Origin of the sequence: Paenibacillus xylaniclasticus (assembly GCF_004001065.1) — a bacterium.
Taxonomy (GTDB): domain Bacteria; phylum Bacillota; class Bacilli; order Paenibacillales; family Paenibacillaceae; genus Paenibacillus_T; species Paenibacillus_T xylaniclasticus.
Map to the genome: position 1 here is coordinate 23657 of NZ_BIML01000034.1, position 19181 is coordinate 42837.

At 52.9% G+C, this 19181-nt stretch carries 17 protein-coding genes, 1 tRNA gene and 1 pseudogene; 15 read left to right on the forward strand and 4 right to left on the reverse strand.

All coding sequences use genetic code 11. From position 1 onward, the window contains the following. Positions 1-3: 3 nt before the first annotated feature. From whiA to PXY01_RS19765, 4 genes are all read left to right on the forward strand, one after another. Complete coding sequence (gene whiA, locus PXY01_RS19750) at positions 4-933, forward strand: DNA-binding protein WhiA (protein ID WP_127572473.1); 930 nt, start codon at positions 4-6, stop codon at positions 931-933. Between the two features lie 156 nt (positions 934-1089). Continuing rightward, on the forward strand, positions 1090-1359 hold the full coding sequence (locus PXY01_RS19755) for an HPr family phosphocarrier protein (protein ID WP_127572475.1): 270 nt from the start codon (positions 1090-1092) through the stop codon (positions 1357-1359). A 111-nt stretch (positions 1360-1470) separates the two neighbouring features. Next, positions 1471-1971, forward strand: coding sequence for a hypothetical protein (locus PXY01_RS19760; RefSeq protein WP_127572477.1), 501 nt, complete (start codon positions 1471-1473; stop codon positions 1969-1971). Between the two features lie 139 nt (positions 1972-2110). Beyond that, entirely contained in the window at positions 2111-2449 is a 339-nt protein-coding gene (locus tag PXY01_RS19765; protein WP_164744508.1) for a LysR family transcriptional regulator substrate-binding protein, read from the forward strand. Positions 2450-2560: 111 nt separating this feature from the next. On the opposite strand, the gene clpP is transcribed toward PXY01_RS19765, so the two are convergent. After that, complete coding sequence (gene clpP, locus PXY01_RS19770) at positions 2561-3142, reverse strand: ATP-dependent Clp endopeptidase proteolytic subunit ClpP (RefSeq protein ID WP_174721854.1); 582 nt, start codon at positions 3140-3142, stop codon at positions 2561-2563. A gap of 424 nt (positions 3143-3566) precedes the next feature. Next, a tRNA-Arg gene (locus tag PXY01_RS19775) sits at positions 3567-3641 on the reverse strand. 267 nt (positions 3642-3908) lie between these two features. Between PXY01_RS19775 and PXY01_RS19780 the strand changes: the two genes are divergently transcribed. The 10 genes from PXY01_RS19780 (at position 3909) to PXY01_RS19820 (ending at position 13788) form a co-directional block, all read left to right on the forward strand. Further along, positions 3909-4955 carry a sugar-binding transcriptional regulator gene (locus PXY01_RS19780; RefSeq protein WP_127572483.1) on the forward strand — a complete coding sequence of 349 codons (1047 nt, stop codon included), beginning with the start codon at positions 3909-3911 and terminating at the stop codon, positions 4953-4955. A 107-nt stretch (positions 4956-5062) separates the two neighbouring features. Beyond that, positions 5063-6067, forward strand: a complete 1005-nt coding sequence (gap, locus tag PXY01_RS19785) for a type I glyceraldehyde-3-phosphate dehydrogenase (protein WP_127572485.1) — start codon at positions 5063-5065, stop codon at positions 6065-6067. 321 nt (positions 6068-6388) lie between these two features. Continuing rightward, positions 6389-6520 (forward strand): hypothetical protein, encoded by a 132-nt coding sequence (locus PXY01_RS23110; RefSeq protein WP_281277896.1) that lies wholly within the window; start codon positions 6389-6391, stop codon positions 6518-6520. Between the two features lie 139 nt (positions 6521-6659). Then, positions 6660-7841 (forward strand): phosphoglycerate kinase, encoded by a 1182-nt coding sequence (locus PXY01_RS19790; RefSeq protein WP_127572487.1) that lies wholly within the window; start codon positions 6660-6662, stop codon positions 7839-7841. A gap of 64 nt (positions 7842-7905) precedes the next feature. Continuing rightward, positions 7906-8661, forward strand: coding sequence for a triose-phosphate isomerase (gene tpiA, locus PXY01_RS19795; protein WP_127572489.1), 756 nt, complete (start codon positions 7906-7908; stop codon positions 8659-8661). Position 8662: 1 nt separating this feature from the next. Next, a complete protein-coding gene (gene gpmI, locus PXY01_RS19800; RefSeq protein ID WP_127572491.1) occupies positions 8663-10195 on the forward strand; it encodes a 2,3-bisphosphoglycerate-independent phosphoglycerate mutase in 1533 nt (510 codons plus the stop codon). Between the two features lie 231 nt (positions 10196-10426). After that, the gene (eno, locus tag PXY01_RS19805) at positions 10427-11722 is read left to right on the forward strand and encodes a phosphopyruvate hydratase (RefSeq protein WP_127572493.1); all 1296 of its coding nucleotides are present in this window, start codon (positions 10427-10429) and stop codon (positions 11720-11722) included. A gap of 173 nt (positions 11723-11895) precedes the next feature. Next, the gene (locus tag PXY01_RS19810; protein WP_127572494.1) at positions 11896-12774 is read left to right on the forward strand and encodes an ROK family protein; all 879 of its coding nucleotides are present in this window, start codon (positions 11896-11898) and stop codon (positions 12772-12774) included. A gap of 130 nt (positions 12775-12904) precedes the next feature. After that, complete coding sequence (secG, locus tag PXY01_RS19815) at positions 12905-13141, forward strand: preprotein translocase subunit SecG (RefSeq protein WP_127572496.1); 237 nt, start codon at positions 12905-12907, stop codon at positions 13139-13141. 209 nt (positions 13142-13350) lie between these two features. Then, positions 13351-13788: a MerR family transcriptional regulator gene (locus tag PXY01_RS19820; protein ID WP_127572498.1), complete on the forward strand. Its 438-nt coding sequence runs from the start codon at positions 13351-13353 to the stop codon at positions 13786-13788. Positions 13789-13861: 73 nt separating this feature from the next. Here PXY01_RS19820 and PXY01_RS22940 read toward each other — a convergent pair whose 3' ends face one another. Beyond that, entirely contained in the window at positions 13862-14386 is a 525-nt protein-coding gene (locus PXY01_RS22940; protein WP_246028019.1) for a cellulose binding domain-containing protein, read from the reverse strand. A 264-nt stretch (positions 14387-14650) separates the two neighbouring features. Further along, a pseudogene (locus PXY01_RS19825) lies at positions 14651-16474 on the reverse strand (rhamnogalacturonan lyase); the annotation flags it as partial. Positions 16475-16834: 360 nt separating this feature from the next. On the opposite strand from PXY01_RS19825, the gene rnr reads away from it, so the two are divergent. Beyond that, the coding region (rnr, locus tag PXY01_RS19830) for a ribonuclease R (protein ID WP_174721853.1) at positions 16835-19181 on the forward strand (2347 nt) is incomplete at its 3' end.

The following is a 19181-nucleotide window of genomic DNA, read 5'->3' on the forward strand; positions in this document are numbered from 1 at the left end:
GACATGTCCTTTGCGGCGCAGACCAAAAAAGAACTGACGATGATCGAAACGGACGAATGCTGCGAGAAGGCGGAATTGTCCGCGCTCATCCGCATGAACGGCTCGGTGTCGTTATCGAACCGCAAAGTGATTCTCGACATCTCGACAGAGAATGCGGCAATCGCACGACGCATTTACAGTCTAATCAAGAAGCGGTTCGACGTTCATACCGAGCTTCTCGTACGCAAGAAGATGCGGTTGAAGAAGAACAATGTCTATATCGTCCGTATACCGGGCAAGGTGCAGGAAATATTAAAGGAACTGTGCATTGTCTCTGAGGGCTTCCTATTCCAGCAAGGCATCGATAAAGAAATTATTAAGAAACCATGCTGCAAACGCTCATACTTACGCGGAGCCTTTCTTGCTGGCGGCTCGGTGAACAATCCGGAGGGCTCGTCTTACCATCTGGAGATTGCGTCATTGTACGAGGAGCATTGCCAAGCGCTTGCTGAGCTGGCCAATAAGTTCGATTTGAACGCACGCTGTATCGAGCGGAAGAAAGGGTTTATATTCTATATTAAAGAAGGCGAGAAAATTATCGAGATGCTGAACATTATTGGCGCCCATCAAGCGTTGTTCAAGTTCGAGGACGTCCGTATTATGCGTGATATGCGCAACTCGGTTAATCGGATCGTCAACTGTGAGACGGCTAACTTGAATAAGACGATCGGAGCGGCTGTCAGACAAATCGATAATATTAAGCTGCTGCAAAAGGAAGTCGGTCTCGAATCGCTGCCTGAGAAGCTTCGTGAGGTCGCAGAGATTCGGCTTATGCATCCAGATATGAATTTGACCGAAGTGGGCGAATTGCTCAAAGGGAAGGTCAGTAAGTCGGGCGTAAACCACCGCCTGCGAAAAATTGATGAATTAGCCGAAAAAATACGCAACAGCTGAACGATTACCCTAGTGCAGAAAGCTTGATAATGATATAATGATTAACAAACTGCCGTGAATGCGGCAGGGCTGCAAATGCAGGCACACACTATTTCATGACTGAATGAAGATAGTCACATTCATCCAATAGAAATAACCGTAGGGGGTATGGTTTCCATGACAAGACAACCTGCTGTCGTACGATTGAAGACAGGTCTACATGCAAGACCGGCGGCGTTGTTCGTTCAAGAAGCGAATAAGTTTTCATCCGAGGTATTCGTCGAGAAGGACGACAAGAAGGTGAATGCGAAGTCGATTATGGGCATTATGAGCTTGGCGATCAGTTCGGGTACGGAGATCTTTATCAGTGCCGAAGGCTCGGATGCCGAGCAAGCTGTAACCGCTTTAGTTAACCTTGTGAGTAAGGAAGAATTGGAGAACCAATAAAGATGGGATAGACCCTTTGCGGGTCTGTAAGGGCTGCTGGGAGTATCTCGGCGGCTCTTTTTTTGTTGAGAAACGCTCTATCTACACAGATGCGTGAAAGGGTGAGGATGCGTGAACACGAATCGAATCGTAACGGTTTGGCTCGTATTAGCTTTGGTATTCTTCACATCAGGGTGTGGGAGTGAAAGTGAGGGGGCTGCAATTACAGTCTACCATTACGACGATGGAGTATACCGTTTCGAAGTTGACTATCCTAGTGAGTGGAGAATCATGGTTGATTCACCTGTAGAGGCTACCGAGACTCAGGAGGCGTCCCCTACTGGCGGGATCAGTATATACCCGGGTAGCGATTTAGAGGACAGGATCTATGTATATGGTCAGAACGGACATATCGGAACTGATTATCCTGGGTATAAACACGAGAAGTTCACAACAGAAGATGGCGTAAGTGGAGATTTATTTATCGATGATGCAGACGGCGTCGTGAATCTGAATTTGGTGCTGGGCACTGGCTTCTATGGGGCAATTGCTAATATCGACAAGGATCTGTACAAACAGTATGAGAAGCAGATTATGAATATACTCAGCAGTATTGAACTTCTAGAAGAATAACCTGTCCTAGGGCGAGCCCGTAGTCATTCTGGTCAATCAGAGCTTACGGGTTGGCCTTTCTTGTTTCCGTCAATTCTTAAATCAGGACGGATTCGTTGTATCTAACGTTTATCGTAGATGGATGGAGGATGGGCGGCCGATGAAGCTCCAGTGGAATGAACTGAGTCGTTATGCGCTCCTTATGCTGGAGCAAGGAACGGGTACTCGTGCCTATATCGAGCACGTTGCCGCTTCGAACGGCGTGTCCTTAAAGCCGAGCATGGAGCTTGGTAGTCTTGATCTACTTAATGAGTTCGCTCGCACCAGCTTCGGCATTGCGAGCGTCGTTGTCGACTTTGTCGAGGAGGAATTAGCGAAAGGGGATCTTATTCATTTGGCAATCGACCCGCCGATCCCGCCGAGAGGAATTGGTATTGTCACATTGAAGGGAGTTCCGCTGTCGGCGGCAGCGCAGGCGTTTGTCGCGATTTTACCTTAGCGAGAATGATGATGGGAAAGGTATTTAATCGAGATAGAAACGCCCCTTTATCGGCATGTGCCGGTAAAGGGGCGCTTTATTATACGATAAGGAGCAGCATTTGCGCAGCGACTACAGCTTTTCGATGACTTTATCGATCAGGCCGTATTCGCGTGCCTCCTCCGCGCTCATAAAGTAATCGCGGTCTGTGTCCTTCTCGATGCGCTCCAAAGGCTGGCCTGAACGCTCAGCGAGAATGCTGTTCAGCTTGTCACGCATTTTCAGAATGCGGCGGGCGCGAATTTCGATATCGCTCGCTTGGCCTTCCGCACCGCCGAGCGGCTGGTGAATCATAACTTCGCTGTTCGGCAGCGCATAGCGCTTGCCTTTCGCGCCTGCCGTCAGCAGAAATGCGCCCATGGATGCTGCCATGCCGACGCAAATCGTAGAGACGTCCGGCTTGATGAACTGCATCGTATCATAGATCGCCATGCCGGCTGTGATGGATCCGCCTGGGCTATTAATATAAAGAGAGATGTCTTTCTCCGGATCGTCGGCTGCCAGGAACAGTAATTGCGCGATGATGGAGTTAGCGACAATGTCATTGACCGGCGTTCCAAGAAAAACGATACGGTCCTTTAGCAAACGCGAATAAATGTCGTACGCGCGCTCGCCGCGGTTGTTCTGCTCGATGACCATAGGCACAAAGTTCATATCCATGAAAGTTCCCTCCCGAATAGGTAAGTATAGCAACAGGGTAGCGTCCGAGTCTTTCGCACAAAAGCGGACAGAGCAATTCGGTGCGTGCACCTGTGTGTTATGTTAATAATAGCCGATCATTTTACAAAAGTCAAAGAAAGTCAAACTAAACTGATATACAGAGATAGTGGTGAAGTTCGTTCTTCTGAATTGCCGGTATGTTCACTGCGGAGCAAACCCGGTATTTCGGATTTATGCTAGTTATTCTCTTACTATTATAGTCAAAAATAAAATAAATAATCGAATTAAGGGGATAAATTGTAAATAAAAGAGTGGAATCAGTAGCTATATCTAAAATATTTATCGTTTTTCAAACAAAAAAATCATTAATCCCGTCGAAACGGTATTAATGATTGTGTTCATAATTCCGATATTAAAATGGCGCGCCCGCTAGGAATCGAACCTAGATCTCAGGCTCCGGAGGCCTACGTCATATCCATTGGACCACGGGCGCAGAAAAGCGGAACGAATGTTATCTTACCTCAAATTTCATTGGAATGCAAGAGCAGACCGGCAAGAAAAATTAAAAGTTAAAAAAATCGTAACAGTAAGCGGTTACAGGGCGAAAAGGAACTTGCAGTCTTTTCCGACTTTATATAAAATAAAGGCGGGACTTAAAACGGAAGTGCGGGACATATCGCGTCCACCCTTTTTGAGTCTCTGGAGAATAGTTTCTTCATATTGAAAGGCAACAATTCGGCTGTGGAGTGGAATGCCTAAGATGCGTCCTATTATTGAACTGCAACAGCAGCTTGTGCCGGATCTGCTGGAAGTCATGAGGAAACGATACTTCATCCTGCATCAAGTGATGCTGTCTGATTCCGTCGGACGGCGTGCGCTGGCAGGCGCGCTAGGGATGACCGAGCGGGTGCTGCGAGCGGAGACGGATTTTTTGAAGGCGCAGGGCTTGATTGAGATTCAAGTGTCAGGTATGCGCATCAGCGAGCAGGGACGTAGGCTCCTTGCGGATCTGGAGCCTTATTTGAAGGAATGGTCCGGCCTAGCCGAGATGGAAGAGAAAATTCGCCGGTACTATGGTCTGAAGCGAGTGCTCATCGTACCAGGTGATTCGGATACTTCCAAGACGACCAAGCGGGAGCTTGGCCGGGCGGGAAGCCAAGCGCTTATTCGAGCGCTGGGCAAGGACGACGTTGTTGCCGTCACAGGCGGGACGACGATGGCTCAGGTTGCCAATCATTTGACTTCACCTGTTCCACTGCCGACGAACTGGTTCGTGCCGGCGCGCGGCGGTCTTGGCGAAAGCCTCGATTATCAGGCGAATACGATTGCCTCGATGATGGCGAAGCGTACAGGCGCTCAATATCGGCTGCTTCATGTGCCCGACCATTTGGGTGAAGAAGCCTATACGACGCTGATGCAGGAGCCGAACATTCAAGAAATTGTGAACGTCATCCGCAAAGCCCGTATAGTCTTACACGGCATCGGAGATGCCATGGTAATGGCACGGCGGCGCAAGGTCGATGAGGCTTCAGTAGAAGCAATGAAGAAGGAAGGCGCGCTTGCAGAATCGTTCGGGTATTATTTTGACCGGAGCGGAGCAGTTGTTCATAAGATGCCGACGGCGGGGTTGCGGCTGGAGGATATTGTGAAGACTGAAGTTGTCATTGCGGTGGCAGGCGGAAGAAGTAAGGGCGAAGCGATAGCGGCTGTTATGAGGTTCGGGCACGATGACGTGCTTGTGACGGACGAGGCGGCGGCAAATGAAATCGTTCGACTTATTGACGAAGACAATTCGGGCAATGCTTAGTAAGGTGTATGTTAATTTCGGGATATCTTGACGATTCGCGGTGCTTAGTGCCGCGCGCCGTCTTGAGTATATATTTTTAAACCCAAATGTCTAGGAGGAAATTCAAAATGGTTAAAGTTGGTATTAACGGATTTGGCCGTATCGGCCGTAACGTGTTCCGCGCAGCACTGAACAACCCTGCAGTTGAGATCGTAGCAGTTAACGATCTGACGGATACGAAAACGCTGGCTCATCTGTTGAAATATGACACGACGCACGGTAAACTCGACGCTACGGTTGAAGCAAAAGAAGGCGCGCTGGTTGTTAACGGCCGCGAGATCAAAGTTTTTGCTGAGCGTAACCCAGAGAACCTCCCTTGGGCATCCGTAGGCGCTGAGATCGTTGTTGAATCTACGGGTATCTTCACGGCTAAAGAAAAAGCTGAGCTTCACCTCAAAGGCGGCGCTAAGAAAGTTATCATCTCCGCGCCAGCTACGAACGAAGACATCACGATCGTTATGGGCGTTAACCATGACAAATATGACGCTTCTGCTCACACGGTTATCTCCAACGCATCTTGCACGACGAACTGCCTCGCGCCATTCGCGAAAGTTCTTAACGATAAATTCGGCATCGTTAAAGGTATGATGACGACGGTTCACTCGTACACGAACGACCAATCCGTACTGGACGTTCCTCACAAAGACCTGCGCCGTGCTCGCGCTGCTGCAGAAAGCATCATTCCTTCGACGACGGGCGCTGCAAAAGCAGTATCCCTCGTACTGCCAGAGCTGAAAGGCAAACTGAACGGTATGGCTATGCGCGTTCCTACGCCTAACGTATCGGTAACGGACCTCGTTGCTGAGCTGAAAGTTAACGTAACGGTTGAAGAAGTTAACGCGGCACTGAAAGAAGCTTCCGAAACGTCGCTCAAAGGCATCCTGAACTACTCCGAAGAGCCGCTCGTATCGAGCGACTACAACGGCGACCCAGCTTCCTCCACGATCGACGCACTGTCGACGATGGTTGTTGAAGGCAACATGGTTAAAGTTGTTTCCTGGTACGACAACGAGTGGGGCTACTCGAACCGCGTAGTTGACCTCGCTGCTTACATCGCAAGCAAAGGTCTGTAAGGGATTCAAATCCCCCAACCCCCCTTTGGTCTTCAAAGGGGGCTCCAAAGGGCTCTGCCCTCTGGACTCCCGTTTTAATGCAGCGTGGGAGGGGCGGTCGACGCTCCTGCCCGGCTGCGTGCTAGGAACGCTTTCGTCCTGACGGACACGCTTTGGCTGCTGCGCTCCCGTGCTGCGGAAGGGATGCCGCCGTTCCGGCGGGACCAGGGGGCCGCGGCTCCTGCTTTGCGGAGCCTGGCCCTTGGTTCGCGCCCCCTTTGACGGGGGCTGAACCAATGGTTGAAATCGTTCCTTCAATAACTTGAAGGAACGATTTTTTTTATGTTAATGCTCCGATGGCATGACATCGCTAAAGCGATGCCACGCGTTGCGAGGGCGGATGCTTCGAGGGCGTGTCGGCCGCTTGCAGCGGACCCGCGGTTGTGGGTGGATGCTCCGAAGGCGGCTCGCTAAAGCGACCCGCGGTTGTAGGTGGATGCTCCGAAGGCAGCTCGCTAAAGCGACCCGCGTGAGGGTTACGCTTCGAAGATGATATAACGAACCGCAATTTAACACATACATTCAGTGCCTAACTCTAAGGAGGCTTTCTCTAATGAACAAGAAAAGTGTGCGCGACGTCGAAGTCGCTGGCAAACGCGTATTCGTCCGTGTCGATTTCAATGTGCCGCTCGAAAACGGCAAAATTACGGATGATACTCGCATCCGCGAGACGCTCCCTACGATTAAGTACCTGATCGAAGGCGGCGCTAAAATCATTCTTGCTTCCCACCTGGGACGTCCTGCTGGTCAAGTGGTTGAAGAGCTGCGTCTGACGCCGGCTGCTGAGCGTCTGTCCGAGCTGCTTGGCAAACCAGTTGCGAAAGCAAATGAAGCGGTAGGCGAGGCGGTTAAAGCTCAAGTTGCAGCTCTGAAGGAAGGCGAAGTGCTTCTGCTTGAGAACGTTCGTTTCTACGCTGGCGAAGAGAAGAATGATCCGGAACTGGCGAAGCAATTCGCTGAGCTGGCTGATCTGTTCGTGAACGACGCGTTCGGCGCTGCTCACCGCGCTCACGCTTCGACAGAAGGCATTGCTCACCTGCTTCCAGCTGTATCCGGCCTGCTCGTAGAGAAAGAGCTCGAAGTACTCGGCAAAGCGCTGAACAACCCTGAGCGTCCTTTCACAGCTATCGTCGGCGGTTCGAAAGTTAAGGACAAAATCGACGTTATCAACAAAATGATCGAGATTGCAGACAACATCATTATCGGTGGCGGTCTGTCCTATACGTTCTTCAAAGCGCAAGGCTACGAAATCGGCCAATCGCTCTGCGACAACAGCAAGCTGGATCTGGCGCTCGAGTTCATCGAGAAAGCGAAAAAGCTGGGCAAAAAATTCTACCTGCCAGTTGACGTGGTCATTACGGACGAGTTCAGCGCGAATGCGAAAACGAAGATCGTAGACATCGACGGTATTCCAGCAGATTGGGAAGGCATTGATATCGGTCCTAAGACGCGTGAAATTTATGCTGACGTAATCAAAAATTCGAAGCTCGTCGTATGGAACGGACCAATGGGCGTATTCGAAATCGAGCCGTTCTCCCATGGTACGCAAGCTGTTGCGAAAGCATGCGCGGAGACGGAAGGGTACACGGTTATCGGCGGCGGCGATTCCGCTGCAGCGGCTGAGAAATTCCACCTGGCTGACCGTATGGACCACATCTCCACGGGCGGCGGCGCATCGCTCGAATTCATGGAAGGCAAGGCGCTTCCAGGCGTAGTTGCTCTGAACGATAAATAATAGGCTGTCCATCATACGTGCGGTATCATCATAAACATTGCAACAGAAGGGAGTTACCACCGAAATGAGCAGAAAACCGATCATTGCAGGTAACTGGAAAATGTTCAAAACGGTCGGCGAAGCCGTATCGTTCTTCTCTGAAGTGAAAGGCAAAGCCGAGGTTGACGGCGTAGAGAGCGTCATCTGTGCACCGTTCACGACGCTTCCGGCACTCGTCGAAGCAGCGAAGGGCACGAGCATCGCAATCGGCGCACAAAACCTTCACTTCGAAGATAACGGCGCATTCACGGGTGAAGTCAGCGGCGTTATGCTTGCAGACCTCGGCGTGAAATACGTCATCATCGGCCACTCCGAGCGCCGCGCTTACTTCGCAGAGACGGACGAAATCGTCAATAAGAAGACGCATGCGGCATTCAAGCATGGCTTGACGCCGATCGTCTGCGTAGGCGAGAAGCTGGAAGAGCGCGAAGCGGACCAAACGAAAGAAGTGTGCAAGGTACAGACGGAAGCTGCTTTCAAAGGGCTGTCGGCTGAGCAAGCTGCGCAAGTCGTAATTGCCTATGAGCCAATCTGGGCAATCGGAACGGGCAAATCGTCGACGGCGGCTGACGCTGAGGACGTTATTGCTTATATCCGCGGCGTCGTAGCTGGCCTTTATGGCGAAGCAACGGCGAACGCTGTTCGTATCCAATACGGCGGCAGCGTGAAGCCGAACAACGTAGCGGAATATTTGGGTCAAGCGAATATTGACGGCGCGCTCGTCGGCGGCGCAAGCCTTGAGCCTGCATCGTACATCGCGCTGGTTGAAGGAGCGAAGTAAGATGACAGCTCCGAAACCAGTAGCTCTGATCATCCTCGACGGCTTCGGCCTTCGCCAAGACGTCGTAGGCAACGCAGTTGCGCAAGCCAATAAGCCGAACTACGACCGTTATTGGTCGACTTACCCGCACACGACTCTGACGGCATGCGGGGAAGCAGTTGGTCTGCCGGAAGGCCAAATGGGCAACTCTGAGGTTGGTCACTTGAACATCGGCGCGGGCCGGATTGTCTATCAGGATCTGACCCGGATTAGCAAATCGATTCGCGACGGCGAATTTTTCGAAAATGAAACGCTCGTAGCTGCGGTTCGTCACGCGAAGAACAACGGCAAAAAGCTTCACCTGTACGGTCTGCTGTCAGACGGCGGCGTACACAGCCATATTGAGCACTTGTTTGCACTGCTTGATCTGGCGAAGAAGGAAGAGCTGCAAGACGTATTCGTCCATGCGTTCCTCGACGGACGCGACGTATCCCCAGACAGCGCAGTCGGTTATCTGGAGCAGCTTCAGGCGAAGATCAAGGAAGTTGGCGTAGGTAAAATCGCGACCGTTCAAGGCCGCTACTATGCTATGGACCGCGACAAACGCTGGGAGCGTACAGAGAAATCGTACCGTGCAATGGTATACGGCGAAGGTCCTCAATATACAGACGCACTGACGGCCGTTAAAGAGTCGTACGAGAAATCGGTTATGGACGAGTTCGTCATGCCGACGGTTATTGTCGAGAACGGCAAGCCGGTCGGTCTTGTAGAGTCGGAAGACTCGGTTGTCTTCTTCAACTTCCGTCCTGACCGTGCCATTCAGTTGTCGCAAGTGTTCACGAACGACGACTTCCGCGGGTTCGACCGCGGCGAGAAGTTTCCGAAGAACCTGCACTTTGTCTGCCTGACGCTGTTCAGTGAGACGGTTGGCGGTTATGTGGCTTATTCGCCTAAGAACCTTGACAATACACTGGGCGAAGTGCTTGTTCAGAACGGCAAGAAGCAGCTGCGTATTGCGGAGACGGAGAAATATCCGCACGTCACGTTCTTCTTCAGCGGTGGACGCGACGTCGAGCTGGAAGGAGAGACGCGCATCCTGATTAACTCTCCTAAAGTTGCAACGTATGACCTGAAGCCAGAGATGAGCGCATACGAGGTCGCTGCTGCAGCGGTGAAGGAGATCGAAGCGGATAAGCACGACGCGATCATTCTGAACTTCGCTAACCCGGACATGGTCGGCCACTCCGGCATGCTGGAGCCGACGATTAAGGCGATTGAAGCGACGGACGAATGCCTCGGCCAAGTAGTTGAAGCGGTGCTGGCTAAAGGCGGCGTTTGCCTCATTACGGCGGACCATGGTAACGCAGATATGGTTATCGATGAGAACGGACGTCCGTTTACGGCACATACGACGAACCCAGTTCCGTTCATCGTGACGAAGCAGGGCGTTGAGCTGCGCGAGGGTGGCATTCTCGCCGACATCGCGCCGACGATTCTGTCGCTGCTTGAGTTGAACAAACCGGCGGAAATGACGGGCGAATCGATTATTAAGTAAGGAATAATCCATAACTGACGGAAACCAGGATCGGCGGCGGGTGGAGAGAGACGGTCGTTCGTTAGAGATCGCCGACCCGGCTTTTCGCAGGACGGATCATTTTATGAAAAAAATGTACCGAAAGATCGGATGAGACGTGCAATCGATCCGATTTTCGTTTACGATAGAAATATTGGTTTCCGAGTGAACCGCAGCCATTAAATTAAAAGCTAACAAGGAGTGTTTACGATCATGTCTATCATTGCTGACGTATACGCACGCGAAGTCCTCGACTCCCGCGGCAACCCAACTGTAGAAGTTGAAGTAACGCTTGAATCCGGCGGCAAAGGCCGCGCAATCGTACCGTCCGGTGCATCCACGGGTGCATACGAAGCGGTAGAGCTGCGCGACGGCGACAAAAGCCGTTACCTTGGCAAAGGTGTAATCAAAGCGGTTGACAACGTTAACTCGATCATCGCACCTGAAATCATCGGCCTCGACGCACTCGATCAAGTGGCAATCGACCGCAAAATGATCGAGCTCGACGGCACAGAGAACAAAGGCAAGCTGGGCGCTAACGCGATTCTCGCTGTATCGATGGCTGTAGCTCGCGCTGCTGCAGATGCACTGGACGTATCGCTGTACACGTATCTCGGCGGTTTCAACGCGAAGACGCTGCCTGTACCAATGATGAACATCGTTAACGGCGGCGCTCACGCGGACAATAACGTTGACGTTCAAGAGTTCATGGTTCTGCCAGTCGGCGCTCCTACGTTCAAGGAAGCTCTCCGTATTGGTGCTGAAATTTTCCACAACCTGAAATCGGTTCTGAAAGATAAAGGACTGAACACGGCAGTAGGCGACGAAGGCGGCTTCGCACCGAACCTGTCCTCCAACGAAGAAGCGATCACGACGATCATCGCGGCAATCGAGCGCGCAGGCTACAAGCCAGGCGTCGACGTATTCCTCGGTATGGACGTTGCTTCGACGGAATTCTACAAAGACGGCAAATACCACCTCGAAGGCGAAGGCAAATCGTTCACGTCCGCTGAGTTCGTGGACCTGCTCGCTTCGTGGGTTGAGAAATATCCGATCATCACGATCGAAGACGGCTGCTCCGAAGATGACTGGGAAGGCTGGAAGCTGCTTACGGACAAGCTCGGCGGCAAAGTTCAGCTCGTCGGCGACGACCTGTTCGTTACGAACACGAAGCGCCTGAAAGACGGTATCGAGCAAGGCGTAGGCAACTCGATCCTCGTTAAAGTAAACCAAATCGGCTCGCTGACGGAAACGTTCGACGCGATCGAAATGGCGAAACGCGCTGGTTACACGGCTGTTATCTCTCACCGTTCCGGTGAATCCGAAGACAGCACGATCGCTGACATCGCTGTGGCGACGAATGCTGGCCAAATCAAAACGGGCGCACCTTCCCGTACGGACCGCGTAGCGAAGTACAACCAATTGCTCCGCATCGAGGACCAACTGGGCGCATCGGCTCAATATGCTGGCGCAAGCGCGTTCTACAACCTGAAAAACTTCAAAAAATAATCGCCTTCATCAGCGGTTATGAACAAAGCTCTCCTTGGCACGTTCCATCGCCTTGGAGAGCTTTTTGGTTTACGGTGGTCGGGCGGACAGCAGGGGCGGTATTTTAGAAGAAGTTAGACAACGCCGATCAATCGGGCATACAATATAGGCGCGTAGATCAGGAGGCCGATGAGATGAGAATAGGTGCAATTGAGGCGGGCGGTACAAAGTTTGTATGCGGTGTGGGGGATGAGAGGGGAGTCATACTAGAACGCATATCGTTTCCAACGGAGCAGCCGGAGAAAACGTTAAGCAGCGTTCTGTCCTTCTTCGAGGGCAAAGGCGTCGGGGCGATTGGCATCGGCTCATTCGGACCGATCGGGCTTGACCCGAGCCGTTCTGATTATGGTCATGTGACGACGACACCTAAGCCGGGTTGGAGCGGGTTTAACTTTTTAGGTGCGATCAAAAGAGCTTTCAACGTTCCTATCGGTTGGGATACGGATGTGAATGCCGCAGCGTACGGAGAAGCGATGTGGGGGGCGGCCCGCGGGCTTGATAGCTGTGTCTACTATACGATTGGCACCGGCATTGGGGTTGGCGTCTACAGCGAGGGCCGGCTCGTCCATGGTCTTGTTCATCCGGAAGGAGGACATGTGCTGACGCGCCGTCGCCCGGACGATTCTTTCGTCGGCTGCTGCCCTTATCATGGCGATTGCCTGGAAGGGATGGCGGCGGGGCCGGCGATCGAGCGGCGCTGGCAGATGAAGGGCAGCGAGTTGGGAGTCGATCATCCGGCATGGCCGATCGAAGCGTTCTACATCGGACAGGCGGTGTCCAGTACGATTCTGCTGCTGTCCCCGCAGAAGGTTATTCTTGGGGGAGGCGTCATGCATCAGAAGCAGCTGTTCCCGCTTATTCGGCAGGAGGTTAAGAAGCAGCTCAATGGCTATGTCAGCGCCTCCTTGCTAACGGATAATATCGATTCCTATATTGTACCTCCCGAGCTTGGCGATAACGCCGGCTTATGCGGAGCGCTGGCACTTGGCGTTGCAGCTGCACAGCGTGCGTAAACGTTAAATAGATTGTGCTATTGTGCCAAGGGAACGGTTATGATACAATAAAATTACTGTTTTTATGCCTGTCCTACACGGAACGTATCTTATTCGATCCGTACGAGGCTTTCCCTTAGGAGGTGGAAAAGTGGACATTTTATTCAAAATCTTGCTTATCATTGCGGCTCTTGGCTTGATTTCCGTCGTGCTTCTTCAGAAAGGTAAAAGCGCAGGGTTGTCCGGCGCCATCTCCGGCGGTGCAGAGCACTTGTTCGGTAAACAAAAAGCACGCGGCTTGGACCTGTTCCTGCAGCGTCTGACGGTCGGTCTCGCGGTTGCGTTCTTCGTACTCGCGATGGTCGTATCTTACTTCGTTGAGAACTAACATCGTTAAGCTTTAGCGTCGTCTAAAGTTTACCTTATAAGCAAAGCGAGGAAGAAGCAGGACGGGGTCCTGCTTCTTTTTTTCATATTTGACGGTCTTCTGTTGTTTGGAACAATACCCATAGCATCTTATGCTTGAATGGGATATCGTATATAATGGGATAGCTATTTCTATTTGTTCCCAGTGTGCCGTATAGCAGGAGGTTATCCATGAAACAAAAATATTCGGTTGACGACGTATGCGAGCGTTACGGTATTACGGCAAGGACGCTGCACTATTACGAAGAAATCGGTCTGTTGAATAACGTGCCGAGAACTGAGGGCGGGCACCGGTATTACGATGAACGGATCTTGGCACAGCTGGAGCAAATTATTCGGCTGAAGGAAGTGCTCGGCATATCACTGCAGGAAGTTAAAGTCATCATGGAGCTGGAGTCGAAGCTGGAGCAAATCAAAGGGGCGTACCGACAGGAGAGCTCATCAGAGGAGAAGGCGAGATTTCTGGATGAGGGCGCAGCCGAGCTGCAGCGGTTTATCAATCAAATCGACTCCAGATTGGACAAGCTTCATCAGCTGCGCAAAGGATTTGCAGAGCGGCTTGAACGGGTGAATTTATTAAGGGTGTCGATTGCAGAACAGGAAGAGTAGAGAGACCGTATGATGAAGCTCCAAAGCCTGCTGGTCACGCAGACCTTGGAGCCTGTGTCACGATGTGTGCTCCTTATATGGGTTCGACGCCCCATACGAGCGTGTCGTTTACATAGAGTGTAATTTTGGAGGAGTTCGCAAAATTGGTCTTGGCGGCATCGAACGAATAATCGTTCGCCTCGTTAAAGTTCGACCAGTCATTTTTGCTGAAGCGAGTTTGAATCGGGCCGCTGCTGCCTCCAGCTGGAATCGATCCGGACCCAGGCTTGAAGGAAATTTCAAGATAAGTATCAGCCGCAGCGGTCGGATGACTCATAGGAACAAAGCTTGCTTGAACGTTCCCGCTGCCGATTTGCGCCCAGTCGCACCAGAAGCTGAACGGGGTTGCATTATCCTGTGTGAAATAGTAGCGAAGCTTCAGTGTGCTCAAGTCTACTGCACTAGAGCCATCGTTCGTAATGTTAAAGTGCGGAGCTGCCGCGTTATTCGAGCTGTTGGTGTCGTTAGTGCGATATTGAACGGCGAGATTATAGCTGCCGCCTCCTCCGGAAGCTGGCGGCGCTTGCGGCGTTACGGCGATCGTATTCGAGGCCGTCATGCCTGATGCATTCGAGGCAATGACGCGGTAATAATAGACCGTACCGGCTGCTGCGGAAGTATCGGTGTAGGAAAGTCCCGTCAGATTGCCGGACAGATCTGTAAATCCGCTGCTGCTGTTAGTCGACCGCTGCACCTTGTACGAGACGGCGCCAGATGCCGCCGTCCACGACAAGGCAGCTTGCGACACACCGGCCGTACCCGTTAGCGTGAAGACGCCTGGGGCTGACGGGGGAGGATCCGTTGGCGTCACGGGAGAGCCTACTGTATAAATATTGGGCTGCGGCGGCGTCTGCATCCCGCTGCCAAGGAAGAAGCTCGTGTGCGGCGGCTGATTATAAGCGACATTCTGCCAAGCGATGCCGAGCCGGTAGACGGAGTCATGCATTAGTGTGTGCAGCTTCGCTTCGGTGACGGCTGTCGTCGTATATAAGCGGAGCGCACTGCTGTCGTCGGTTCGCCAAATCACCTCTTCGCGCCAATCGCCGATGATGTCGGCCTGAAGGACGGGGTTGCCTTTCGTGCCGTTGTTCGAGAGAGTTCCGTTAGCGGTCAGAAGGTTCGTGACGCTGCTATTCGTATAGTTCCATTTATCGATTTTGCCGACACCGGAACTGGTATGATCCAGTAATTCGCGCAGCAGGTCGCCGTCCCACCAGATTGCGAAGTTAATCGATGGTGAAGAGGATGAGATCAATCCGCCGGTTACGGAATGGACGCCGATGCCCGATGCCCACAGCTCCTCGCCGGGATAACGCGGATCGATATCGCCAGTAAGGCCGCGACCGGTATCGGCTCCGGTTCTCTGCCCCCATAGAATTTGGCCGGTTGCCGCATCGTGAATTTCAGCGCCGTATGCTGCGCTTGTGCTTTCATGCACGTTGAACGATTCCAGTCCCGGACGTGCTGGGTCGAGGTCACCCAGATGCATGGCGTCACCATGGCCAAGCCCCGTCGAATACATTCCGGTACCGTTGTCGTCGACAGCCATAGCGCCGTATATGATTTCATCTTTGCCGTCGCTATCGACATCGGCTATGCTCAATTGATGATTGCCTTGGCCTGCGTAGGCCGAGTTGCCGGCGGCGTTGGAATCGAACGTCCAGCGCTTCGTCAGCGCGCCGTTGCGCCAGTCGTAAGCGACGAGTACGGTTCGCGTGTAATAGCCTCGTGCCATGACGATGCTCGGTCGGACACCGTCCAGGTAGGCGACCCCGGCCAGAAATCGGTCGACTCGGTTGCCATAGTTGTCGCCCCAGCTCGATACGCTGCCGCGTGCCGGCTCGTAGCTTATTGTCGTTTTGATTCGGCCATCTCCGCCGAAGACCGTCAAATATTCGGGCCCGCTCAGCACATAGCCGCTTGAGTTCCGGTAATCTGCTGATGCGCTGCCGATGACTGTTCCAGCCGCGTCCTTCGTACCGTCTGCTGTCTTGCAGACGAGCTCGGCTTTACCATCGCCGTCGAAGTCATAGACGAGAAACTGGGTATAGTGAGCGCCGGCACGAATGTTGCGGCCAAGATCAATTCGCCATAGGCGGGTACCGTTCAGCTCATAAGCATCCAAGTAGACGTTGCCGGTATAACCGGATTGCGAGTTATCTTTGGAGTTGGAAGGGTCCCATTTCAGAACGATCTCGTAATCTCCGTCTCCGTCCAAGTCGCCGACGCTTGCATCGTTAGCGCTGTACGTATAGCTGACGCCGTCGGGCGTCGTTCCTCCTGCCGGCTTCGTAATCGGAATGGTCAAGTAATTGTTGTTCCATACAGAGGCGGCGGGCGAAGCGGCCTGTACTTGTCCATTTACGACAGGAGCGACCGTGTAGGTAGAGCTGGCTGTTCCAGCCGCATCCACATAATTCGTACTGCCTGCAATTGGCGTGCTGTTCAAGAGAGTGCCATTGCGGTACACGTTGAAGCCGGTTGACAAAGACTCGGTTCCGAGCAGCCTCCAGCTGAGAAAAACGCCGCCGCTTGTTTGAACAGCGACAAGCCCGCGGTTGAGCAGCTCCATTTGACGTGGAGATGCAGCGTGGGCAGTGGTTGAATGCTGCGGCAGCAGCGGGAGGGCGATTAGCGCAGCAAGCATCACCGTTACTAGACGGCGTCCTGTCCGTCCGGGGGTGAAGGATGAAAATATCATCATGGACCTCCTAACATAATAGAATTTTAAAACGCTTTCAAAGCAATTGTAATGGGTCTTCCAGCTCGTAGAGTAGTGGCTGCAGGACGAAATTATAGAGCGGCCTAGGGACCATTTGCCAGTTACGATTTATTATCGTCGGCTGCGGGGTGAACAGGCTTGGGTTAAGGGGTTTCGGCTGCCTAATTTTTGTAATCAGCGGATGAAGGGCAGCGGTTTCGTGTATACTAATTGATATATGAAAAAATAACCTTTATTGTCGGACTATAATGTACCCGGTGATGTTCAGCCGGGGGCGGAGGAATCATGAGCTTAGAGCAGGATTTACTCGATTTTATGAGAGAAACGGCGTACAAGCCGATGACTTATCAAGAATTAGAGCAGCATTTCAACATCGTGGGAGCGGAGGAGTTCCGCTCGTTCCTGAAACTGCTTAATGAATTAGAGGAAGCGGGCAAAATCATTCGTACGCGCAACGACCGCTACGGCGTCATTGAGCGGATGAATCTTGTACGCGGCCGTGTGCAGGCGCATCCTAAGGGCTTCGCGTTTCTCATCCCGGAGGAGAAGGAGCATCCGGATGTTTATTTGCATGCGAATGATTTGAAAAGCGCCATGAACGGCGATATCGTGCTCGTGCGCATTACGTCGCAGAGCGAGGGCGGCGGTCGAATGGAGGGCGAGGTCGTGCGCGTCGTTACGCGCGCGGTGACGCAGGTCGTCGGTACGTTCGATAACCATGAGGCTTATGCGTTCGTGCTTCCGGATGATAAAAGGATTAACCGCGATATATTTGTTCCGAAGGGCTCGTTCGGCGGTGCGGTATCGGGGCAAAAGGTTGTCGTCCGGATTACGGAGTATCCAGAGGGGCGTTCGGCGGCAACGGGCGAGGTTATCGAGGTGCTGGGTCATAAGGACGATCCGGGCGTCGATATTTTGTCGATTATCCGTAAGCATCAGCTTCCGGAAGGGTTCCCGGACGAGGTTATGGCAGAGGCGGAGGCAGCGCCGGACTCCATAACGGAAGAAGAGATCGTCAAGCAAGGACGGCGCGACCTGCGCGGCGAGACGATTGTGACGATCGACGGAGAGGACGCGAAGGACCTCGATGATGCGGTGCATGTTGTGCGTCTGGAGAACGGTAACTACAAGCTGGGCGTTCATATTGCCGACGTCGGCTATTACGTGCGCGAACGGTCGGCGCTCGATCAAGAGGCGTACCGTCGCGGCTGCAGCGTCTATCTCGTCGACCGCGTTATTCCGATGCTGCCGCACCGGCTGTCGAACGGAATATGCTCGCTTAATCCGAAGGTCGACCGACTGACGATGTCCTGCGAGATGGAATTCGATGCGAAGACGATGAAGCGGGTGCGCCATGAGGTGTTCACGAGCGTCATTCGGACGACGGAGCGGATGACTTATACGAACGTGAAGCGCATTCTGACGGCAACCGAGGAAGAGCCGGAGACGGAGTTGAAGCAACGTTATGCCGGACTGCTGGACATGTTCGCGCTGATGGAGGAGCTCGCGATGAAGCTTCGCAAGAAGCGGATGAAGCGCGGCGCGATCGATTTTGACTTCCAAGAGTCCAAGGTGCTCGTTGATGAGCAGGGCAAGCCGTACGATATTATAAAGCGTGAACGTTCGATTGCGGAGATGATTATTGAGGAGTTCATGCTGGCGGCGAACGAGACGGTGGCGGAGCATTTTCATTGGCTGCGGGTACCGTTCCTGTACCGGATTCACGAGAATCCGGACGGAGATAAGCTGCTGCACTTCTTACAGCTCGTGTCGAATTTCGGCTACGTTGTGAAGGGAAAGGGCAACACGGTTCATCCACGCGCGCTGCAGACGCTGCTCGAGGAGATTCAAGGGACGAAGGAGCAGACCGTCATCTCGACGATGATGCTCCGTTCCATGAAGCAGGCGAAATACGATGCTGAATGCCTTGGCCACTTCGGTCTTGCGGCGGAGTTCTATACGCACTTTACTTCGCCGATTCGGCGTTATCCCGATTTGGTTATACACCGCATTATGCGTGAGGTATTCGAGAATGGCGGGACGCTTCCGGAGAAGCGAATGGAGGAGCTCGGAGCACGGATGCCGGACATTGCGGTGCAATCGTCGGAGCGGGAGCGCGTAGCGGTTGAAGCGGAGCGTGACACCGATAAGCTGAAGAAATGTGAATATATGCTCGATAAGATCGGCGAGGAATTTGACGGTATCGTCAGCAGTGTGACAAGCTTCGGTTTGTTCGTCGAGCTGGATAATACGGTTGATGGATTAATTCGTCTCAGTCAATTGACGGACGATTACTATCACTTCCACGAGCTGCATATGGTGCTGATCGGCGAGCGGACGTCGAAGGTTTATCGGATCGGTGACGAAGTGAGGATTCGCGTAGCGGGTGTGAATATGGATGACTATACGATTGATTTCGAAATGGTCGACATGAAGCCCCGCAGCAGCGGATTGCGCGGCTTCGCCGACTTTGGCGCAGGAGCGGGCCGAGGCGCTGCGAGGCGCAAAGCCGGAGGCTTTGGCCGCGATGCGCGGCCGGGACGCGGCGGCGCAGCAGTTGGCCGCGGCGGCGCAAGGCGCGGCGATGCGGTCGGCAGCGCCGAGCGGAGCGGCGGGCGCGGCAAGCGCAGGC